This is a genomic window from Streptomyces adelaidensis (genome assembly GCF_016598475.1).
GTDB classification, from domain to species: Bacteria; Actinomycetota; Actinomycetes; order Streptomycetales; family Streptomycetaceae; genus Streptomyces; species Streptomyces adelaidensis.
On sequence record NZ_JAEMUX010000046.1, the window covers coordinates 49,373 to 67,521 of the forward strand.

Annotated in this window: 12 protein-coding genes; 5 read left to right on the plus strand and 7 right to left on the minus strand. The window is 68.0% G+C overall.

The annotated features are described in order from the left end of the window. Positions 1-88 precede the first annotated feature (88 nt). Entirely contained in the window at positions 89-1,309 is a 1,221-nt protein-coding gene (locus I8N67_RS24890) for a helix-turn-helix domain-containing protein (protein ID WP_200305711.1), read from the plus strand. 10 nt (positions 1,310-1,319) lie between these two features. Continuing rightward, positions 1,320-1,802 carry an NUDIX domain-containing protein gene (locus I8N67_RS24895; RefSeq protein ID WP_307835367.1) on the plus strand — a complete coding sequence of 161 codons (483 nt, stop codon included), beginning with the start codon at positions 1,320-1,322 and terminating at the stop codon, positions 1,800-1,802. A 118-nt stretch (positions 1,803-1,920) separates the two neighbouring features. Here I8N67_RS24895 and I8N67_RS24900 read toward each other — a convergent pair whose 3' ends face one another. From I8N67_RS24900 to I8N67_RS24910, 3 genes are all read right to left on the minus strand, one after another. Further along, positions 1,921-3,606 (minus strand): TIGR04141 family sporadically distributed protein, encoded by a 1,686-nt coding sequence (locus I8N67_RS24900; RefSeq protein WP_234046236.1) that lies wholly within the window; start codon positions 3,604-3,606, stop codon positions 1,921-1,923. Positions 3,607-3,715: 109 nt separating this feature from the next. After that, positions 3,716-4,096, minus strand: a complete 381-nt coding sequence (locus I8N67_RS24905) for a hypothetical protein (protein WP_200305673.1) — start codon at positions 4,094-4,096, stop codon at positions 3,716-3,718. Beyond that, entirely contained in the window at positions 4,093-6,567 is a 2,475-nt protein-coding gene (locus I8N67_RS24910) for an AAA family ATPase (RefSeq protein WP_200305675.1), read from the minus strand. The genes I8N67_RS24905 and I8N67_RS24910 overlap by 4 nt, the downstream gene beginning before the upstream one ends. A 314-nt stretch (positions 6,568-6,881) precedes the next feature. Between I8N67_RS24910 and I8N67_RS24915 the strand changes: the two genes are divergently transcribed. Further along, positions 6,882-7,538, plus strand: coding sequence for a DUF433 domain-containing protein (locus tag I8N67_RS24915; protein ID WP_200305677.1), 657 nt, complete (start codon positions 6,882-6,884; stop codon positions 7,536-7,538). Beyond that, positions 7,528-7,914, plus strand: a complete 387-nt coding sequence (locus I8N67_RS24920; protein WP_200305679.1) for a PIN-like domain-containing protein — start codon at positions 7,528-7,530, stop codon at positions 7,912-7,914. Before I8N67_RS24915 ends, I8N67_RS24920 begins: the two co-directional genes overlap by 11 nt. 39 nt (positions 7,915-7,953) lie before the next feature. On the opposite strand, the gene I8N67_RS24925 is transcribed toward I8N67_RS24920, so the two are convergent. The 4 genes from I8N67_RS24925 to I8N67_RS24940 are packed head-to-tail and all read right to left on the minus strand — an operon-like array spanning position 7,954 to position 16,210. Further along, entirely contained in the window at positions 7,954-11,214 is a 3,261-nt protein-coding gene (locus I8N67_RS24925) for a type I restriction endonuclease subunit R (RefSeq protein WP_200305681.1), read from the minus strand. Next, positions 11,211-12,422, minus strand: a complete 1,212-nt coding sequence (locus I8N67_RS24930; protein ID WP_200305683.1) for a restriction endonuclease subunit S — start codon at positions 12,420-12,422, stop codon at positions 11,211-11,213. The genes I8N67_RS24925 and I8N67_RS24930 overlap by 4 nt, the downstream gene beginning before the upstream one ends. Further along, positions 12,415-14,055, minus strand: a complete 1,641-nt coding sequence (locus tag I8N67_RS24935; RefSeq protein WP_200305685.1) for a class I SAM-dependent DNA methyltransferase — start codon at positions 14,053-14,055, stop codon at positions 12,415-12,417. Before I8N67_RS24935 ends, I8N67_RS24930 begins: the two co-directional genes overlap by 8 nt. Positions 14,056-14,074: 19 nt before the next feature. Continuing rightward, positions 14,075-16,210 (minus strand): hypothetical protein, encoded by a 2,136-nt coding sequence (locus I8N67_RS24940; RefSeq protein ID WP_200305687.1) that lies wholly within the window; start codon positions 16,208-16,210, stop codon positions 14,075-14,077. A 385-nt stretch (positions 16,211-16,595) separates the two neighbouring features. Between I8N67_RS24940 and I8N67_RS24945 the strand changes: the two genes are divergently transcribed. Beyond that, positions 16,596-18,107 (plus strand): hypothetical protein, encoded by a 1,512-nt coding sequence (locus tag I8N67_RS24945; RefSeq protein WP_200305689.1) that lies wholly within the window; start codon positions 16,596-16,598, stop codon positions 18,105-18,107. The last annotated feature ends 42 nt before the right edge of the window (positions 18,108-18,149 follow it).

An 18,149-nucleotide genomic window follows, 5' to 3' on the forward strand; every position in this document is an offset into this window, starting at 1 on the left:
CGACAGTAGGTACGGCACCCCGCAGCACCCCGGAAAATCCTTCCGGGGTCGATTCCGGCCACGAGGTGATGCTCAGGACATGCGAGGGATGACAGAGAACCTGACCATCGGCGAGCGCGTCGCCTGGTACCGGCGCCGACGCGGCCTTTCCCAAGAAGTCCTGGCCGGCCTTGTCGGGCGGACCACGGACTGGCTGAGCAAGGCGGAGAACAATCGGATCGAGCTCGACCGGCTCTCGGTGATCACCTCACTCGCCGAGGCCCTCGACGTCTCCCTCGGAGACCTACTCGCCGAGCCGACCCTCATGGAGTGGTCGAACGACAGCGGCCGCCGCACGGTCCCCGCCCTGCGCGAAGCCCTTATGGACTACAAGCAGCTCACGCCGCTGCTGGGGCCTCCGCCCGATGACGAACCGCCCGGCTTGAAGGACCTTCGGGCCAACGTGAAGGAGATCCTCGATGCCTATCAGGCGTCTCGCTACGGCTTCGCCACACGACGCCTTCCCTTCGTACTGGCCGATGCCCTCGCCGCATCCCGCGGGTACTCGGGGCGCGAGAGGGAGGAGGCTCATGCCCTACTCGCCCTGACCTACCAAGGCGCGGCCATGGTGCTGGGCAAGGTCGGGGAGTCAGAGCTGGCATGGATCGCCGCCGACCGCGGCCTGGCGGCCGCGCAGCACAGCGGCCAGAGCGCGGTGACGGGGTCGCTCTTCCGGGCGGTCACACACTGCCTGCTGGCCACCGGGCGCTTCACCCCGGCGGTCCAGCTGGTGAACGATGCGGCGGCCGTGATGCAGCCCGGCTTGGGCACCGCGAACGACGAATACCTCTCGGTCTACGGCACTCTCTTCCTCGCCGGTGCCATGGCGGCGGCCCGAGCGGAGGACCGGGCGACGACGCGGACCTTCCTCCGAGAAGCCGAGGAAGCCGCGCAGCGGTTGGGCGCCGACGCCAACCACCTGTGGACGGCCTTCGGCCCGACCAACGTGGCCATCCACTGCGTCGCCACCGCCGGAGAGCTCGGAGACGTCCAGATAGCCGCCGACCTCGGGCAACGCATCGACACCAGCGACCTGCCGGTGGAACGACGTGTGAGGCACAGCCTGGAAGTCGCCCGAGCCCTCAGCGCCTGGAACCGGACCGACGAAGCCCTGGCCACCCTGCTGGACGCCGAACAGGCTGCCCCCGAGCAGGTGCGCCACCACTACCTGAGCCGGGAACTGGTCATCGGCTGGATTCGAGGTACCCGAGGCCGCCCGTCCCAGCCGGTGGCAGACCTGGCACGCAGGCTCGGCGTCGTCGGCGGTTAGAGTCCGTCCCGTGAGCGAGAACGAGCACGAAGCGAAGATGGCCCACCCGCGCATGGCAGCCGGCGCACTCTTCTTCGACGACGCCGACCGGGTCCTGCTCGTCGAACCCTCGTACAAGGACTACCACGACATCCCCGGCGGATACGTCGAGCAAGGGGAGTCCCCCCGACAAGCCTGCGTGCGCGAAGTCGAAGAGGAGCTGGGCATCAACCCCCACATCGGCCGCCTGCTCGTCGTGGACTGGGCACCGAATCCGGGAGAGGGAGACAAGGTCCTCTACCTCTTCGACGGCGGCCGTCTCAGCAAGGACCAGCGTCATGAGATCGCGCTGCAAGCCGACGAGCTCCGCAGCTACGACTTCCATCGCGCCGAGCAGCTACCAGAACTCACCATCCCGCGCCTCATGCGCCGAATCACCGCCGGGATCGAGGCACGCGCCGACGGTACAACTGCGTACCTGGAACACGGGAAGTGCCTAGAAGCCGAAGGCTGACAAGCGAGCAAACATGATGTTGGTCGGCAAACGGTGAGCGCTCAGACTGGATGCCTCCAGGTGAGATCAGCCGCGGCTTCGAGATGTCCCTGAGCTCGGCTGAGACTACGCGCGGCGGCTACGCCGCAATCCGCCGGAACCCGGTCGGGGTGACGGTCGGCGGAGTGGAGGCGATGCCGACGACCTCGACCTCAACACCCCACGCTTCGAGTGTCCTGGCCGTCTGAACCAGAGTGACCTGCGAGAACGCGAACAGGGTGTCTGCGGTGAGGTCGGTGCCGTCCTTCAGCAAGATCGCGAAGACGAGATTCGACGGCCGGAAGCCTTCCGGCAGGCCGCGTCCGTTCCGGGCCGCGACCACCTTCTCAGCGAACCGTTCCCGTCCCTCCGGGGAGTTCCGCAGAGTCTGTACGGCGACGAGCGCCTGGCTGAAGAGATGGCTCAGCGTGTCGGAGCCCTTGGCGCGCTTCACCATGACCAGGGCGTTGTCGGGGCTCAGCAGGTCGCAGATCTCCACGCCGTTCCCGCGGTGCAGCGCGGTCTGGACGTTGTCGCGGTCGAAGCAGACGTACCCGGGCCGCTGGTCCGGCACGGACGCGTTGTAGGTGCGCTCCTTCTCCCCGAGGACCCACGGGGGCAGGTCGACGGACGGGGTGTCGGAGATCAGCCGCTCGGCGTGCGAGCGGATCGCTTTCAGATACTCCTGGTCGATCTCGTACCAGTGCTCGTCCATCAGGAAGAACCGGCGAGAGTCGAGAAACACTTCCGCCTCGATCCACCGGAGAGCGCTGGACGTCCAGATTTCGTCGGCCCGGTCGGCGCGGTCGTGCCGATAGAGTGTGACTGTTCCTTCCCGGAGCGCGGCCACGCGGCTGCCCGCACGCTGGATGCGCGCACGGCAGAGGACGTACTCAAGGTCGAAGTCGTCGGTCGACCGGCCGGCCGCGTCGCTGTTGATCCTGGCCCTGAACGCCCGGGCGGCCATGTAGTCGTCCCAATGGTCGGCGGGGACGGCGACGCTGATTCTCCCGTCAGGCTCCTGTCCCAGAAGATCGTCGAGGGCGGCCTCCAGGCGGGTGACAAGGCTGGGATCGTCGATGGGCACGACGTGTTCGACGAACTCCAGCTCCGGACTCGGCTTCTCCTCGCGCAGCACGCGGTCGATCGCACGGATGTCGGCGATCAGGTCGGCGCCCTCCACACCGAGCCGCATGCGCAGGCCGGCGCCGCCCTCGGCACTGGAGATCTTCCCCGGGTTGTCCCGGGAGATGGTGAGCGGGATGTTGTCCAGGTGGCCGCCGAGGCGGCGCACGATCTGGGCGTGTTCGACGATGCCCAGGCTCCACACCGAGGCCCCGCTCGGGATCAGGGTGATGTCGGTGCGCCCTCCGCCCGGGGTGTGCGACACCAGGTCCCGGATCTTCGCGGGGTCCACCCGGCGGGACGCGAAGCTCAGGCCGAAGCGGTGGTCCTTCAGGCGGTCGGGCACCAGGCGGAAGCCCTGGTCGTAACCGATCGCGTACACCTCACCGTCGACGGCCAGCATCAGCAGGCCGGCCGAGCGGTTGACCGGCCGCGACACTTCGATGGCTGTCGTACGGAAGATCTCGTCGCACCAGCTCGCGACGGGCTGCTCGAAGCTGCCGGTGACCAGGACCGCCGGTACACCGAGGTTCTCGGGGACGTCGAAGTCCGCGTGGACCCTTTCCAACTGGTCCGCGTCCAAGGCGTAGAACATCGCGTCGGCAGTGGGAGGCACGCCCCTGAGTCGGTACAGGGTTCGCTTGGATGTACGGGCCGTCATGGTGCTGCTCCTCGTTCCGATCTTTGTGGACCGTGGCGATAACCGCCCTCGTGGTTTCGTTCTCATGCGTGTCTCCTCCCGGCAGTGCCTCTCCTGGCGCCGTTGCTGATCAGCGGGTCAACAGGGCGACGAGCGCCGCGACTTCGGTGTGCCACGCGCGGGCCTGGTCCTCCGTCGGACCGATCTCGTACTGGTGGTAATGGCATCCCAGACAGAGCTGGGTCCACACGGCCTTCGTGCGACGGGCCGTTCCGGCTTCGGCGCAACCGCGGAGCCAGAGGAACGCGGCCCGCTGGGTGCCCTCCCGGATCGCGCGGGGCGCCCGGTGGGCGGTGAGGCGGTCGGCGACCGCGCTCTCCAGCGCGACCCGGAGGGCGAACGCTGCACCTCGACACCGGCTCGCCGTGGCGGCAGTGGACGTGGCGGGTTCGCCGGTGTCCGTGAGCAGCAGGTCGGCGGTGTCGAGCAGCTGGCGAATCGTCTGGTTCACGGCCCCTCCTCGGGCTTGCGTACCGTCAGGGCGACGGCCTTGATGTCGTCCACGAACCGGTGAGGGTCCGGCATCGAAGTGCCCGACGGGTGGGCACCCTCCTGACACTGCCGGATGAGGTCTACCGCCTCGGGTCCGCACCGCCTGCGCAGCTCGCGGTAGACGTCACTGGCCCTCTTCGACGGGTCTCCGAAGAGCCCGAGGGCGGCGATGTCCATCAGCGTGACGGCCCCCGCTACGGTCTTCTCCGCCTCGTGTTCGGCCATCCCCGCCCGGTGCAGCCGCAGCCACGCGGCCTCGGAGAAGGCCCGTTCCAGGACGGCGCGGCAGAGGCTGGGCAGCACATGGGTCATCGAGACCGGCGGGAGGTTTCGCGTGCGGATGAGGGCGCGTGCGTCGGCCAGTGCCTGACCGACCGGATCGGTCACCCGGTTCACGGTCACCACGGACCGGCTCGCCCGCTCGACCTCCAGTACGGTCACCGGGAGTTCCTGGTTGGTGAAGGCCCGCTGGAGTCGCGTGTCGTGGGTGAAGACCACGACCTGCCGGGTCTCCCCGAGGTCGTGAAGCACCTTCGCGAGGCCGTGGACCTTGGCGGGATCCATGGACTGCACCGGGTCGTCGATGATGACGAACCCGAAGGGGCTGTCCGGCGCGGCGGCGCGCGGCAGGAAGAGCGAGAGCGCGAGGGAGTGCAGTTCGCCCTGGCTCATGACGCCGAGGGCCGCCGCCTCGGTGCCGTCGACGGACACGTCCATCACGAGCTTGCGCACAGTGGCCTTCTCGCTGCCGGTCAGGCGTACGGAACGCAGGTCCACGCTGCTCTGCTGGCGCAGTTCCTCCCAGATCCGCTGCGAGTGGTCCTCGAACGGCCGCAGCCGCTCCTCGCGCAGCTCGGCACGCGCCTCCTTCAGCCACTTGCGGGCCGCCCTGACCTGGCACAGCCGGGACCTCCCGGCGTACGCGGGCCGGGCCCGGTCGAGCCAGCCCGCGAGGCGGGTGACACAGGAACGCCACTCCTCGTCGAGCTTCTCCAGCTCCCGCAGCGCCTCCTCGCGCAGCGCGGCGCAGGCGTCGGCGAGGACGAGCGCGGCGGTCTCGGCGCGGGAGGCGAGCCGCTCGGCGTCGTCGATTGCCCGGCACGCCTGCCACTCCTCCCACGGGTCGACAAGCGGGGCGGGCAGCCACGCGGGGACCGGCGTGACGAGGTAGCGGACGGCGTCCACCGCGTCCCGCAGCCCGGTGCGGGCCTCCCGCGCGGTCGCGGCCTCCTGCCGCAGGCTCGCCACCTGCTCGGATGCCCGCTCGGCCCACGCCTCGTCGAGCGCCCGGTCAGACCCGCACACCGGGCAGGTGTCCTCGTCCTCGTGCCGGCGGCTGTGCTCCAGGGCCTTGGCCAGCAGTTCCGCGCGCTGGTGGGCGTCCTCGGCGCCCGACGCACGTACGTCGTCGAGTACGGCGACGGCCTCGCGTAGCCGGTCCACGGCCGCGCCGACCACTCGGAGGTCCGGTCCAGCCAGCGCGGCGGTCGTCCGCAGTTCCCGCAGACGGCCCTCGTCCGCGTCGGGCAGCGCGGTCACGAGGGCATCGAGCTCGACGAAGTCGGGGTCGCCCGCCTTGCCGACGACCGCGAGCGCGCGTACCGCCCGCGGGTCGTCCAGCGTGGACAACGCCTCGACGAGTACGGGCCGTTCAGCCTCGGCCTGCTTCAACGCGGAGTCGAGCGCCTTCTCGATGCCCTGGAGCCGCTCGTCCGCGTCGGTCAGTTCGCGGAGTCCGAGGATGGCGGCGACCGAGTCGTACTGCTCGCTGGGCCTGCCGTTGAGGACCTTGTCGAGGTCCGCGTACGACAGAAAGGGGCTGTAGTCGTTCAGGGCCCGCTCCCAACCGATGTCGGCGAAGGACCGACGGCCGTGGCCCGGCCTTCTGAACTCGACCTCGGGGGCGGTGACGTCGTCGCCGGGCCAGGTGCACGTCAGAGTGGACAGCCGGGGGTCGCCCGCGATGGCGAGGCGGACCTCGACCTTCGGGTCGGCCCCGTCGTGGAGGTTGCGCCAGTGCCGGCGCCACACCTCGCCCCGCTGCTTGTCCAGGCGGGCGGTCCGGCCCGTGAGCGCCGTCTCGGCGCCCTCGGCGAAGCTGGACTTCCCCGAGCCGTTGCGTCCCACGACGAGGGTGACGCCGGGCCTCGCGGTCAGCGGCAGACGAGCCTTGCGGCCGATGCCGCGAAAGCCGTTGACGCTGATGGAGTCCAGGAACACCCGCTGGTCTGGGTGCGGAGCGGCGGGGGTGCTGGAGGACTCTGTCGCGGTGGCGCTCAGTGCCTCTCGCAGGAGTTCCCGGGGTGCCTCGGCGAGCGCCGAGCTTTCGAGGCGGGCGGTCAGGCGGGAGAGCGTCGAGGAGGCGCCTCGGCGGTGATCGACCTGATGATCGGATTCGTTCGGCTCGTTCTGTGTGGGGTGTTCCGTCATGGTGCTCCCCGCCCTCCGTGGTTGGTTCAGGGGCCGGGCTCTGCGGTGGGCGAGAGGGGTGAACCTCTCGCTTTGCGTGAGCCCGGTGTGACAGAACCGACGGTAGAGGCGGCAAAGTTCTTGAATCCAAGATTTGGGTGATAACCCTGGTTATCGAGAATTGCACTCTCAATTGCCTGAGTGCTGCCGGGGCTGCCAAGCCAAAGACTGACTCCCTGCGGCTGGCTGAGCCGATGACTTGGTGTGCGGTCCACCTGCAGGTGGGATGTTTGATGTGGCACGATGCGAAATCTGGTGCCAAGAGGAGGTGGGGCATGGTCGACAGGTTCAATGACGGGCTGCTGACGCCCTCGGAAACGGCCTCCTGCCTTGAGATCCCGCAGTCGACCCTCACGTCGTGGCTGAAGGGCAGGGCGGCCGGAGCGCCACTGGTCCACCAGGTCGAGCCGGTTCGGAGGGGGCAGCCTTCGGTGCCGTTCATCGCGGTGGCCGAGGCGCACGTTCTTCGTTCTCTGCGTTCCCTGGGGCTTCGCATGAGCGAGATCAGGGAGGCCGCCGCCGCCGTACGGGACGCCTTCGACACCCCCTACGGGCTCGTGTCGAAGCGGATCGCCACGGACGGCGTGGACATCTTCATCGAGCACGGTTGGGGCGATCTCCGCAGAGCCCGCGACGGCCAGGTCCCCATCCACGAAGTGGTCTCCGACTATCTCCGATACCTCACTTGGGAGCCGGGCGAGGACTTCCCCTCCAGCCTGCGGCTGAGGCAGTACCCGGATTCCGTGCCCGTCGTGATCGATCCGAGGTTCGGTCACGGTCTCCCTGTGGTGGCCGCCAACCGCGTCACGGTCCAGGCCATCACCGACCTGTGGGAGGCCGGGGAGACCGTCGAGGACATCGCGTACGACTACGACATGACACCCGCGCAGGTGGACGCGCTCTGCCGGGCCGTGGTGCACCTTGCCGCCTGAGTTCTTCCTCGACCGGAACCTCGGTCGCCGTGTCGCGGAAGGACTGAGAACCTGCGGGTGGACGGTTCACCGCATCGGGGACGTCTTTCCTGACGACGGGCAGGACGTTCCGGACGAGGAGTGGATCACTTACGGTCTCGACCGGTCCTGGGTCCCGCTGTCGAAGGACGGGCGGATCAAGACCCGGGATCTTGAGATCCAGCCCGTCCTGGAGCGCGAGGCGGTGCTGTTCTACCTGGACAACCAGCAGCTTCGCAGTGCCGAGATGGTCGAGAGGCTCGTCTCACGCCGTGACGCGATCCACCGAGCCGTTGAGAAGGGCGGCCCGGCGGCCTACGCCGTACGGCACGACCGTGTTGAGCGCACGTGGCCGTGACGGGCCGGCAACCCTGGTGGCACCCTCCCGTATGCGTTGCTACTTCGCAGCGGGCGCCCACAGAGCCGCCACGATCTCCATCTGCTTGAGGACCAGGTCGACCGCCTCGCGCTCCTCCTCCGGCGGGTAGTCGAACATTGCCAGTACCCGGCGGATACGGGTACGGAGTTTCGCCCGGACGGGTTCGCGGGAGAGCCAGTCGACGGAGAGGTTCTTCTGGATGTCCTTGACGAGGGCACGGGCGATCTTGGCGAGGGTGTCGTCGCCGCCCTCCATCGCCTCGGCCATGTCGCGGTGTGCGACGGCGTCGTAGAAGGCCAGCTCGGCGTGGGTCAGCGGCGGGTCGAACCGCTCGCCGCGGCGGGCCTCCGCCGACACCTCCCGCGCCAGGGCGGCGAGTTCGGCGATCACCTGGGCGCTGGTGAGCTGCTGGAGCATGTACCGCTTCATCAGGTCGTTCAGGCGCTCGGTGAAGCTCTCGTTGCGGACGACGTTGTGCTTGGTCACCTCGCGCATCTTCTGCTGGATCATGCGGCGCAGGGCCTCGGTGACCAGGTGCGGGGTCTCCGAGTTCTCCAGATTGCGCAGTTGCGCCTCGTTGAGGCGGGTGATGTCCAGCCGGCCGATGCCGGCCTCCGCGTACAGGTCGGTGATTTCGTCGGCGTCTACGACCGAGGCCGCGAGGGCTTGCAGGTAACGCTGGACCTCGGCGCTGAGCGGCTCCCCGCTCGCCTCGCGCTGGGCGGCGTCGAGCTTGATCATCCAGGCCCGGACTTCGCTGAAGAACGAGATGTCACGACGCCAGTCGTCCAGGTCCTCGCAGCGCTCGGCGATCTCCTTGCTCATCGCACAGACATGGTAGAAACGGTCTAGCCGGGCGGCGCTGTCCTTGAAGCGGACGGAGAGCGGCTTGGCGGGGGGCTCGACCTTGTTGCCCGGGTTCTTCGGGTCGCGCAGGAAGTCGGCGGTCAGGCGCAGCGCGCGCTTGCGGGTATCGGGCCGGCTGGTGTCGGCAAGCCATTCCTTCCAACGGCTCCCGGCCAGCAGCCCCTTGATGGTGGCGATCTCGTTCTTGACCTCGGTGACGGCCCGTTCGATGTCCGCGCCGAGGGTCTGGTCCTTGCGGTCCTGGTCCGAGTACTCGCGCAGGGCCTTGGTGAGGTTGTCGGTGAGCGGCGCGTAGCCGACGAGCAGGCCGTCCTGCTTGCCGCGGAAACGGCGGTTGACGCGGGCGAGCGCCTGCATCAGGTTGGCGCCCTGCATCGGTCGGTCCATGTACAGGGTGTGGATGGGCGGCGCGTCGTAGCCGGTGAGCAGCATCGAGTGGACGATGAGCAGTTCCAGCTCGTCGTCGGCGTTCCTGGCTCGCTTCTGGACGACCTTCTGCTGGGACTTGCGCAGCGAGTGCTTGCGCATGTGCTCGGGGTCGGAGCGGTCGCCGTGGAAGACGATCTTCATGACGCCCTTGTCGACCTCGTCACTGACCCAGGCGGGCCTCCGCTCGGCCAGTGCGTCGAAGACCCGTACGCAGATCTCGCGGGTCGCGCACACGATCATCGCCTTGCCGGGGGCGCCGATGTCGGGCTTGACCAGCTCGCGGCGCTGCTCCCAGTGGGCGATCAGGTCGTCGGCGAGCTTCGCTATGCGGTCCTCGGAGCCGTAGATGGTGTTCATCGTCGTGGCGTACTGGATGGCGCGGCGGCGTTCGGCGTCGTCCATGCCCTCGGTGAGAGTGTTGGCCTGCTCGTCGAGCGTGTTCGGGTCGACACCCTTGGGCAGGTCGACCTTGATGACACGCGGCTCGTGGAAGACGCGGACCGTGGCCCCGTCGTCCACCGCGCGCTTCAGGTCGTAGATGTCGATGTACTCGCCGAAGACGGCACGCGTGTCGGCCTCGGCCTTTGAGATCGGCGTACCGGTGAAGGCGAGCAGGGTGGCGTACGGCAGGGCGTCGCGCAGGTGACGGGCGTAGCCGTCGAGGCTGTCGTAGTGCGAGCGGTGCGCCTCGTCGACGATCACCAGGATGTTGCGGCGCTCGGAGAGGAGGGGGTGGGACTTGCCGCCGTCCTTCTCCTCCTTGCTCAGGCCGAACTTCTGGAGCGTGGTGAAGACAATCCCGCCGACGTTGCGTCGTGTCAGCTCGGTACGCAACTCCTCGCGCGTGTCGATCTGGTGAGCTTTTGCCTCCAGCAGGGACTCGCTGTCGAGGAAGGTGTCGTAGAGCTGGTCGTCGAGGTCGTTGCGGTCGGTGATGACGACGATGGTGGGGTTGTTGAGCGCCGGGTGGCGGAGGACGAGCGCGGCCGTCTCCACCATCTCCTCCGACTTTCCCGCGCCCTGCGTGTGCCAGACGACGCCGGCCTGGCCGTTCGTCCGCGATGCCTCGACGACGGCGTCCACCGCCTTGTTCACCGCGAAGTACTGGTGCGGCTTCGCGATGCGCTTGCCGGAGAGGGGCTCGCCCGGCTTGGGCGGGGGGAAGTTGACGAAGCTGCGGGTGAGAGAGAGGAACCGCGCCTGCGTGAACAGGCCGTGCAGGGCCAGGTTCAGCGCGTCGAGGCCGTCGTAGCCGGGCTCGTTGGTGTCGACGCGCTCGCCCTCGTGGTCGACGTTCCAGGGCGCGAAGTGTTCGTACGGCGTGAAAGCTGTGCCGTACTTGGCGGTTATGCCGTCCGAGACCAGGCAGAGGACGTTGTAGCGGAACGCGATCGGGAACTCCGAGACGTACGTCTGGAGTTGGGCGTGCGCCGACTTAAGGGTCGCGTTCTCGTCGGAGGCGCTTTTGAGTTCGACGACGGCGAGGGGGAGGCCGTTGACGTACAGGACGACATCGAAGCGGCGGTGGCTGCCGTCGGTGTCCCTGACCGTGACCTGGTTGACGGCGAGGTAGCTGTTCGCGTCGGGGTCCGTGAAGTCGACGAGGCGGACGGTGGGGGTCTGCTCGGCGCCGAACTCGTCGGTGTAGGTGAGGCGGATGCCGGTGGTCAGGTACTCGTGGGCCTGCTTGTTCTCCGGGTACGCCTCGCGGGAGGTGGGGTCGGTGGCGATACGGAGGGCTTCGTGGACGGCGGTGGAGGTCAGCTCCGGGTTCAGCTTCTCGATGGCGAGCTGGAGCTCGTCGTGGAGGATCAGGTCGTCCCAGTCGCGGCGGTGGCCGGTGCCGGGGGCTAGGTCTTTGCCGGGCTTGGACTGCCAGGCGAGTTGCGCGAGTTCGTCCAGGGCCAGGTGCTCCCAGGTGGACTCGGTCATTTTGGCGTCGAGGTTGGCCGGGATGTGCTCGCTGCCGCTTTCGGCGGTCATACAGCGTCCTCCACGATCTTCTCGGCGTCTCGGACTTGGAGCTTGCCGGACATTAGTTGGGGGAGGAGGGTGTCGCGGAGGTCGGCCAGGGCCAAAGACTCCCAGAGTGCCTGGTCCGCTTGCTCCTCCAGCGCATCCAACTTGGGGCGCAGTTCCTTCTGGCCAGCAGGGCTGGGCAGGGTGAGTTCCAGTTCACCGACTTGCGATCGCCGGAGTTCGGTCTGACCAGTGCTGCCTTCGCCCATCGCCTCGATCTCTGGCTGGGCACGCAGCATGGCAAATCCGGCACAAACGGGGTCGACCTTGTCCTCATTGAAGCGCACGATCGTAATGTGCGAGTCGACAGTCGCGTCCAGGTCCGAGGTCCAGCGAGCAACCCGCCCGAGAGTGCCAACCCCCGTTGAGTTCACCAGCACGTCGTTAAGCTGCAACAGTTTGGGGGCCTTAACCTTCTCCCGGATAGTCAGGCGGGAGGGGCCGAGGTTCACGCGCCCGCCGCGAATGCACTTCTGATTGAGCACTGTGAGTTCATCCGAAGAATCTGTGTACTTCGGAGCGACGCCGCGAGTCAGTGCAGTCGTCATTGACTCCACAACCACTTCAGTGGAGTCGTCATCATGAAGATACTGGGAATAGAAAGTGAAGCCGAGTTGGCGAGCCGTGTCCGCGATGCGCCCATTGACCGCAATCTTATCGTCCAGTGCCCCGAGGACACCAACTACATTCTCCTGCTGTGCCCGAGAAGGGAGCCGCAGCTTGAGCGACAAAATATCACCCAAGCTGATGAAGTCCGCCATGTCGGTTTGCCCCTTTAGGGCATTCGCTTGAATCCAAAAATCGGAACTCTTGAACCAGTAGTACAGATATCGTGCCACCAGTGGACCATCCATACATGGCCGGAAATAACACAGCTGTGGACTGTAGGCAAAGCGTGGGCCTTCGCTCGGCATCAAAGCAACGCGACCCACAGTCCCTTTGACGGTAAGGACAATATCTCCGGGGCGTGAGACTTTTGGGCCAAGTTCCCGAGAATGACTCGCCGACGATGAGCTGAAATCGAGTGACCCAATCTTGCCATCCAAGACGTCTGCAACCCTCAAAATGGGGAGTGGGTCCTGATCCTGGTTGACCGATCGAGGCCGTCCAGCGCCGACTTCAATCTGATTCTCGTCGACCAGTTCTGCAAGCGACACCGTGCGCTCAGCCACCGATCCTCCCCAACTGCTCACGCACCACCGCATCCAACCGAGCCGACTCGTCCAACTGCTCGAACAGCTCCTTCGTCAGCCGAACGATCCGCTCCTCCACCGGCTCTGCGTCTGGGTCATCCTCGACCACCGCCGCCCCCACGTACCGCCCCGGCGTCAGCACATAGTCCTGCTTCTCGATCTCCTCCAGAGTCGCGCTGTAGCAGTAGCCCGGAACGTCCTCGTACGAAAGCCCCTTGTCCTTCGCCGACTTGGTGCCCCGCCACGCGTGATATGTGTCGGAGATCTTTTCCAGATCCCCCTCCGTGAGAATCCGCTCCGTGCGGTCGATCATCGTGCCCATCGCGCGCGCGTCGATGAACAGAACCCGGCTCCGCCGGTCCTCCAACGCCTTCGTACCTTGCGGGGACTTGTCTTTCGTCAGGAACCACAGGCATGCCGGGATCGCCGTCGTACGGAACAGGTTGCCTGGGAGGGCGATCATGCAGGAGACCAGGTCCGCCTCGACCATCGCCGCACGGATTTCGCCCTCGCCCGACTGCTTCGACGACATCGAGCCGTTGGACAGGACCACGCCCGCGCTGCCCCGGTCCCCCAGCTTTGACACGATGTGCTGGAGCCACGCGTAGTTGGCGTTCGACTGGGGCGGGGTGCCGTAACGCCACCGCCTGTCATCCGACTTCCTTGCCCAGTCGGACATGTTGAAGGGCGGGTTAGCCATGACGAAGTCGGCCTTCAAATCAGGCAACTTGTCGTCCGCGAAGGTGTCCGCCCAGCGGTCTCCGACGCCCTTCGGGTCCATGCCGTGGATGGCGAGGTTCATCTTCGCCAGACGCCACGTGCGCTCGTTGGCCTCCTGGCCGTACACCGCGATGTCGTGCGTGTGGTCCTTGCCGCGCCGCTTCGCGACGAACTTGCCGCTCTGTACGAACATGCCGCCCGAGCCGCACGCCGGGTCGTACACCCGCCCCTCATACGGCTCCAGGACCTCGACGATCAGGCGGACCACGCTCGCTGGCGTGTAGAACTCGCCGGCCCGCTTGCCCTCGGCGCGGGCGAACTTCTCCAGGAAGTACTCGTACGTCTCGCCCAGCACGTCCTGAGCTGGGCGGTCGCCATGGCCGGTGAAGCGGGCGTCGCTGATGAGGTCGACGAGTTCCTTCAGGCGCTTCTGGTCGACGTTGTCGCGGTTGAAGATCTTCGGCAGGACGCCGGTGAGGGTCTTGTTGGCCTTCATCACCTCGTCCATGGCTTCGTCGAGGAGCTTGCCGACGCCGCCCTCCGCGCTGGCCGCGTTCTCGGAGATGTGGTCCCAGCGGGCGGTCGGGGGCACCCAGAAGACGTTCTTCTCCGTGTACTCGTCCTTCTCCTCAAGGAAGGCCGCTCGGCGGTGCTCGGGGATCTGGGCCAGCTCGGGGTCGGCGGCCAGTTCCTCGCGGCGCTCGGCAAAGGCGTCGGAGACGTACTTCAGGAAGACCAAGCCGAGCACGAACTCCTTGTACTGGGCGGCGTCCATGGAGCCGCGGAGCTTGTCCGCAGCCCTCCACAGGATGTCCTGGATCTCCTTGGTGCTAGAGACACTGAGCAGTTCGCCCTGTCCGGCGGCTGCCGCGGCTCGCTTGCGGGGTGGCATCGTTCCTTCTTTCGACTCGTCAGTGGGTGGGTCTGGATGGGCTATTACGGTTGATGGTTCGGGTTTCGCCGAGAGTAAGGGTGCCGTCGGCCAGGCCCGCGATCGTCAGGCGGCGGGCCTCGGCGAGTGCGTCGGACTGGGCGCGCAGCAGGCGTTCCCGGCGTTCGGTCTCGGCCAGCAGGGCGTCGAAACGCAGCACCTCGTCCGGGTCGAGGTCGGGCAACTGGTAATCCTCGATACGGCGGGCGGGACGTACGGCGCTGGGACTGCGGGCCGTGCCACGAGCCGCGCCGAGCAGGGCAGCGAGGACCCGGGAGGTGAGCGGACGGGGGACACCGGCGTTGACGCGGAGGATGCGGGCCGGGAACGCGACGACCGAGAAGCCGTCGTGGTCGACGTACACGCCGAGGCGGGGCACGAGGGTGTATACGACGTCACCGGGCTCGGTGAGCGCCGCCTGTTCGTACGCCGTCGCCAGCAGCAGACGGTCGATTCGGCGGTCGCCCACGGGTCGTTCGCCGGTGATCTCCTCGGCCCCCAGGACGTTGTGGTGGCCGTCCCGGGTGAGGTGCTTCCCGTCGATACGGTGGCCGGGGAGGCGGGTCACCCTGCGTGCGGTGATCAGCTTGCCGAGGGTGGTGCGCCTGGGCAGGCGACCGACCCTGCGCTGTACGGCCCCTCGGTAGGGGCCCCGCTCGTCCTCGTACGCCCGTGTGTCCTCCGTCGCGCGCTCCAGGCGAGCCTCGGCCTCGGCGATCAGGGCGGGGCGTTCGGTGACCTTGTCGGACCAGATCGCGGAGGCGGGCGGCGCAGGTGGGGTAAGGGGACCGCCGAAGGCCCGGTCCAGGTCGGCGACGGGGACCACACGGCCGTAGCGTGGATCGTGACCGTCGAGTCCTCGGAAGCCTTCCGCCCGCCAGAGGAGGACGTCCTCGGCGAGCCGCATGCGCACACCCGGCGTGAGCTGTTCCGAGCTGATGTCGGCCAGTAAGACCAGGCCCTCCGCCTCCCGGACAGGACCGCGTGTGAGCGTCCACAGCGCGGGACGGTAGCCGGGGCGGAAAGGCAGGACCCCGCCGGGAAGCGCGATGACCGACTCGACGATGTTCTCGCGCAGGAGGGCCGAGCGGAGCTGGGCGGCCTCGGTGCTCCTCAGTTCGTCGACGAGCGCGTCGGCCGGTCCGAGGACGATGGCCGTGCAGCCGGGGCGGAGGAGGTAGGCGACGCGTTCGAGCTCCGTCAGGGCGGTGAGTACCGAGCGGTCCTCGCCCGGGCGGTACGGCAGCTGGGTGACGACGATGTCCGGGTCTGCGAAGCGCTCCTCTAGATCGGTGCCGGTCTGCACGTCCAGGTCCAGTTCGCCGACGCCCGCCAGCAGGAGGCGGCGGCGGGTGATGCGGGTGAGCCGGTCGTCGTGATCGGCGGCGAGCACGGTGACGCGGTCGCGGTCCTCCGTGTCGTCGAGGAGCGCGGCGAGCAGGTCGCCGGCGCGGGCGTGCGGGTCGGCGAGGGTGAGGGATTCGCCTCGCTCAAGGCGTACCCGCAGGTCGGTGAGCTGGGTGAGCAGACTCCGCAGCTCCGGGGTGACCGCGTCGGCGGCGAGGAAGTCCAGTCCGAGCCGGGAGCGGGCGGCGAGCAGCCACTCGTACGCGCCGCGCTCGTCGTAGGCGGATTCGACCAGGTCCTCGGCGAGGCGGGCGAGTGGGGTCGCCGTGGCGTCGATCGAGCGAAGCTCGCGGAGTACGAAATCGTCCTCGGCGTCGATCCGTTCGGCTCGACGTAGCAGCGCGGACCAGAGGGCCGCGTCCGCTTCGGCGTCGGGTGGGGAGGTTGGGGAGGCGTCCGCGCCGTCGTCGGCCAGTGGCCGGCCACTGAGCCGGCGCAGACACAGCAGGCTGCCCAGCGTCTCGACCAGCTGCCACGGCGTGAAGCGGTCCCGCAGCGCGATGATGCCGAAAAGGGCCAGCTCGGATCGGAGCTCCTGCGGGGCTGCGTTGCCCAGGCCGGAGGCGATCAGCCAGTCCGTCACCTGTGAGCCGTCGAACAGGGGGCGTCCCGAGTTCTCGGACACCTCGGCGGGGAAATCCGGGTGGCGTCGGCGCCAGGTGGACACGACAGGGCGCTTCACCCGGGCGAACGTCGCGATATCGGACATCGACACCAGGAGGGGCAGCGGTGCGGGGGAGCGGAGTGGCGGGTTCGGTAGACCAGTGACCACGGTGCGCATGCCTCCCCCTTCGCTCATCTATCGTCGCATCAGCCGCTTCGGCCATCAGGCCGGGCCTTGTCTTGGTCACAGCTCCGCTCGCAGCGGATTCTCGTCGACGGCACAAGACGATACGCCGACCCCGGCCAGGCGAAGACGCCGTCATCTGATAATGACGGTTATCAGACTCCCAGCAGATTTACCCGTTGAGCTGTCCCGTCCGACCGGGGATTCCCATCCGAAGTGCCGCTTCCCCAAGAGATGCGCCAGAATGACGGATCGGTTTCCCGACTGAACAGCGCTGAGGGGGTGACAGCGGGAAATGGTCGAGGGCATGGTCGACGTCGGTGCGAAGGGGCAGGCACCGGAGCTCGTGGACGGACCGGGCTGGAGCCGCCCCGGACTGGACGTCGCCGCGGGCCGTTATCCGCTCTCGGTGGAGCGGCATGTGGCGCGCATGGTCGATCACCTGGTCCCCGGGGTGACCACGCAGACGCCGCACGGGCGTTACTACGCACTGCACGGGCTGATCGCGGCGCAAGCCGCCGGGGAGGACCTGACGGTCCCGGCCGCCCAGACTCTGCTGCGCCGCGCGGAAGTGGCGCTGGCCGCCGTGTCGTTCGCGCATCATCCGCAGGCTCTGGACTGGCTGCCGCGTGCTCACGGGGTGGATGCCCTTGCCCGGCGGCTGCACTCCGGGACGGTCACCCTGTCCGAAGCCGAGGTCCCGGGCAAGAACGGGTACGTGGGCAACTCGTGGGGGTTCTGGGCACCGTACGCCGGATCCGAGGTCGCGCTCGGCATCCTCGGTGCGGGACCCATGCCGGTTCCCGGACCGCGACTGGAGACCGCGGCACTGCGAGCCGGACTGGGCGAGCTGCTCGAACTCGCCGCCGAGGACACGCTGAACGTGGATGATCTCGCCTCTTTCGGGGACCGGCTGTGCGTGTGCACGGGCGGTGAGCATCCTGACGGGGCGTGGCTGGCGAACCTCATGTGCGAGTCCGGTGGACCGGCCGAAGCAAGCTCCCGCTCGGCGACACGGCGACAGACGATTCAGCTTCTGGCTCGTGTGGTCGCCACACATCCCGTCCGGTACTTCACCCGGGACATCGGCCATGTGTTCGCTTTCGGCGACTTCCTGACCACCGATCCCGTGACCAACGTGATCGACGCGGCCGGCGCCTGGCGCGGAGTGGTGCTGCGCAACTACTCCGTCGGAGCCTGGCGCCGCCTGTGGTCCTGGCTCGTGGAGCAGGTCGACGGGCTGGTGCCGATCGAGGAAGTGGCCGACCGCTTCGCCGCGGAGCTTCCCGACATGACGGTGGACGCGTTCCTGTCCTCCCTTCCCGCGACGCAGAGCACGACCGGAGCGCCGTTGCCCGCCGAGCACGACCTGAGGTGGGCTGGTGATCCCTTGCCCCTCGCCGAAATGCGGGTGCTCGCCACCAATGCCCGTCGGGTGGACGAACTCACCGGTCGGGTCCGGGACGCGTTCCTCGGCCAGCGCGGTGTCGAGCTCGGCCCGGAATGGGTTCAGCGACGGCTTGACGAAGCGCGGCCCATGAAACTGCGCGATGTCGCCCGCCGACTCACCTACGACCTGGTGGCCCGGTCGCAGCGGATCGCGCTGGCCAAGGCCCGCCGACGTGCTGACGGCACGCTGTGGTTACCGACCCGGCTGCACGAACGGGGCGGGCTGCTGTACCGGACGGGCCAAGAGGGGCGCGGTGACGTCGGGCTACGGCTGGACCAGCTCGGGACCGTCCTGGCCACCTGCGGGGTACTGCGCTACGGCGACCAGCACTGGTCGGTGACCAGTAGCGGGAGGGCTCTCGTTGACTGAGACCAAAGCGGCACCGGGAGTGGTGGAGCCACCAACCGCGTT

Coding starts and splice junctions, on each gene's coding strand:
- I8N67_RS24890 (WP_200305711.1), top strand. CDS start 89: ATGACAGAGAACCTGACCATCGGCGAGCGCGTCGCCTGGTACCGGCGC.
- I8N67_RS24900 (WP_234046236.1), bottom strand. CDS start 3,606: ATGACGGCCCGTACATCCAAGCGAACCCTGTACCGACTCAGGGGCGTG.
- I8N67_RS24910 (WP_200305675.1), bottom strand. CDS start 6,567: ATGACGGAACACCCCACACAGAACGAGCCGAACGAATCCGATCATCAG.
- I8N67_RS24915 (WP_200305677.1), top strand. CDS start 6,882: ATGGTCGACAGGTTCAATGACGGGCTGCTGACGCCCTCGGAAACGGCC.
- I8N67_RS24925 (WP_200305681.1), bottom strand. CDS start 11,214: ATGACCGCCGAAAGCGGCAGCGAGCACATCCCGGCCAACCTCGACGCC.
- I8N67_RS24935 (WP_200305685.1), bottom strand. CDS start 14,055: ATGCCACCCCGCAAGCGAGCCGCGGCAGCCGCCGGACAGGGCGAACTG.
- I8N67_RS24940 (WP_200305687.1), bottom strand. CDS start 16,210: ATGTCCGATATCGCGACGTTCGCCCGGGTGAAGCGCCCTGTCGTGTCC.
- I8N67_RS24945 (WP_200305689.1), top strand. CDS start 16,596: ATGGTCGACGTCGGTGCGAAGGGGCAGGCACCGGAGCTCGTGGACGGA.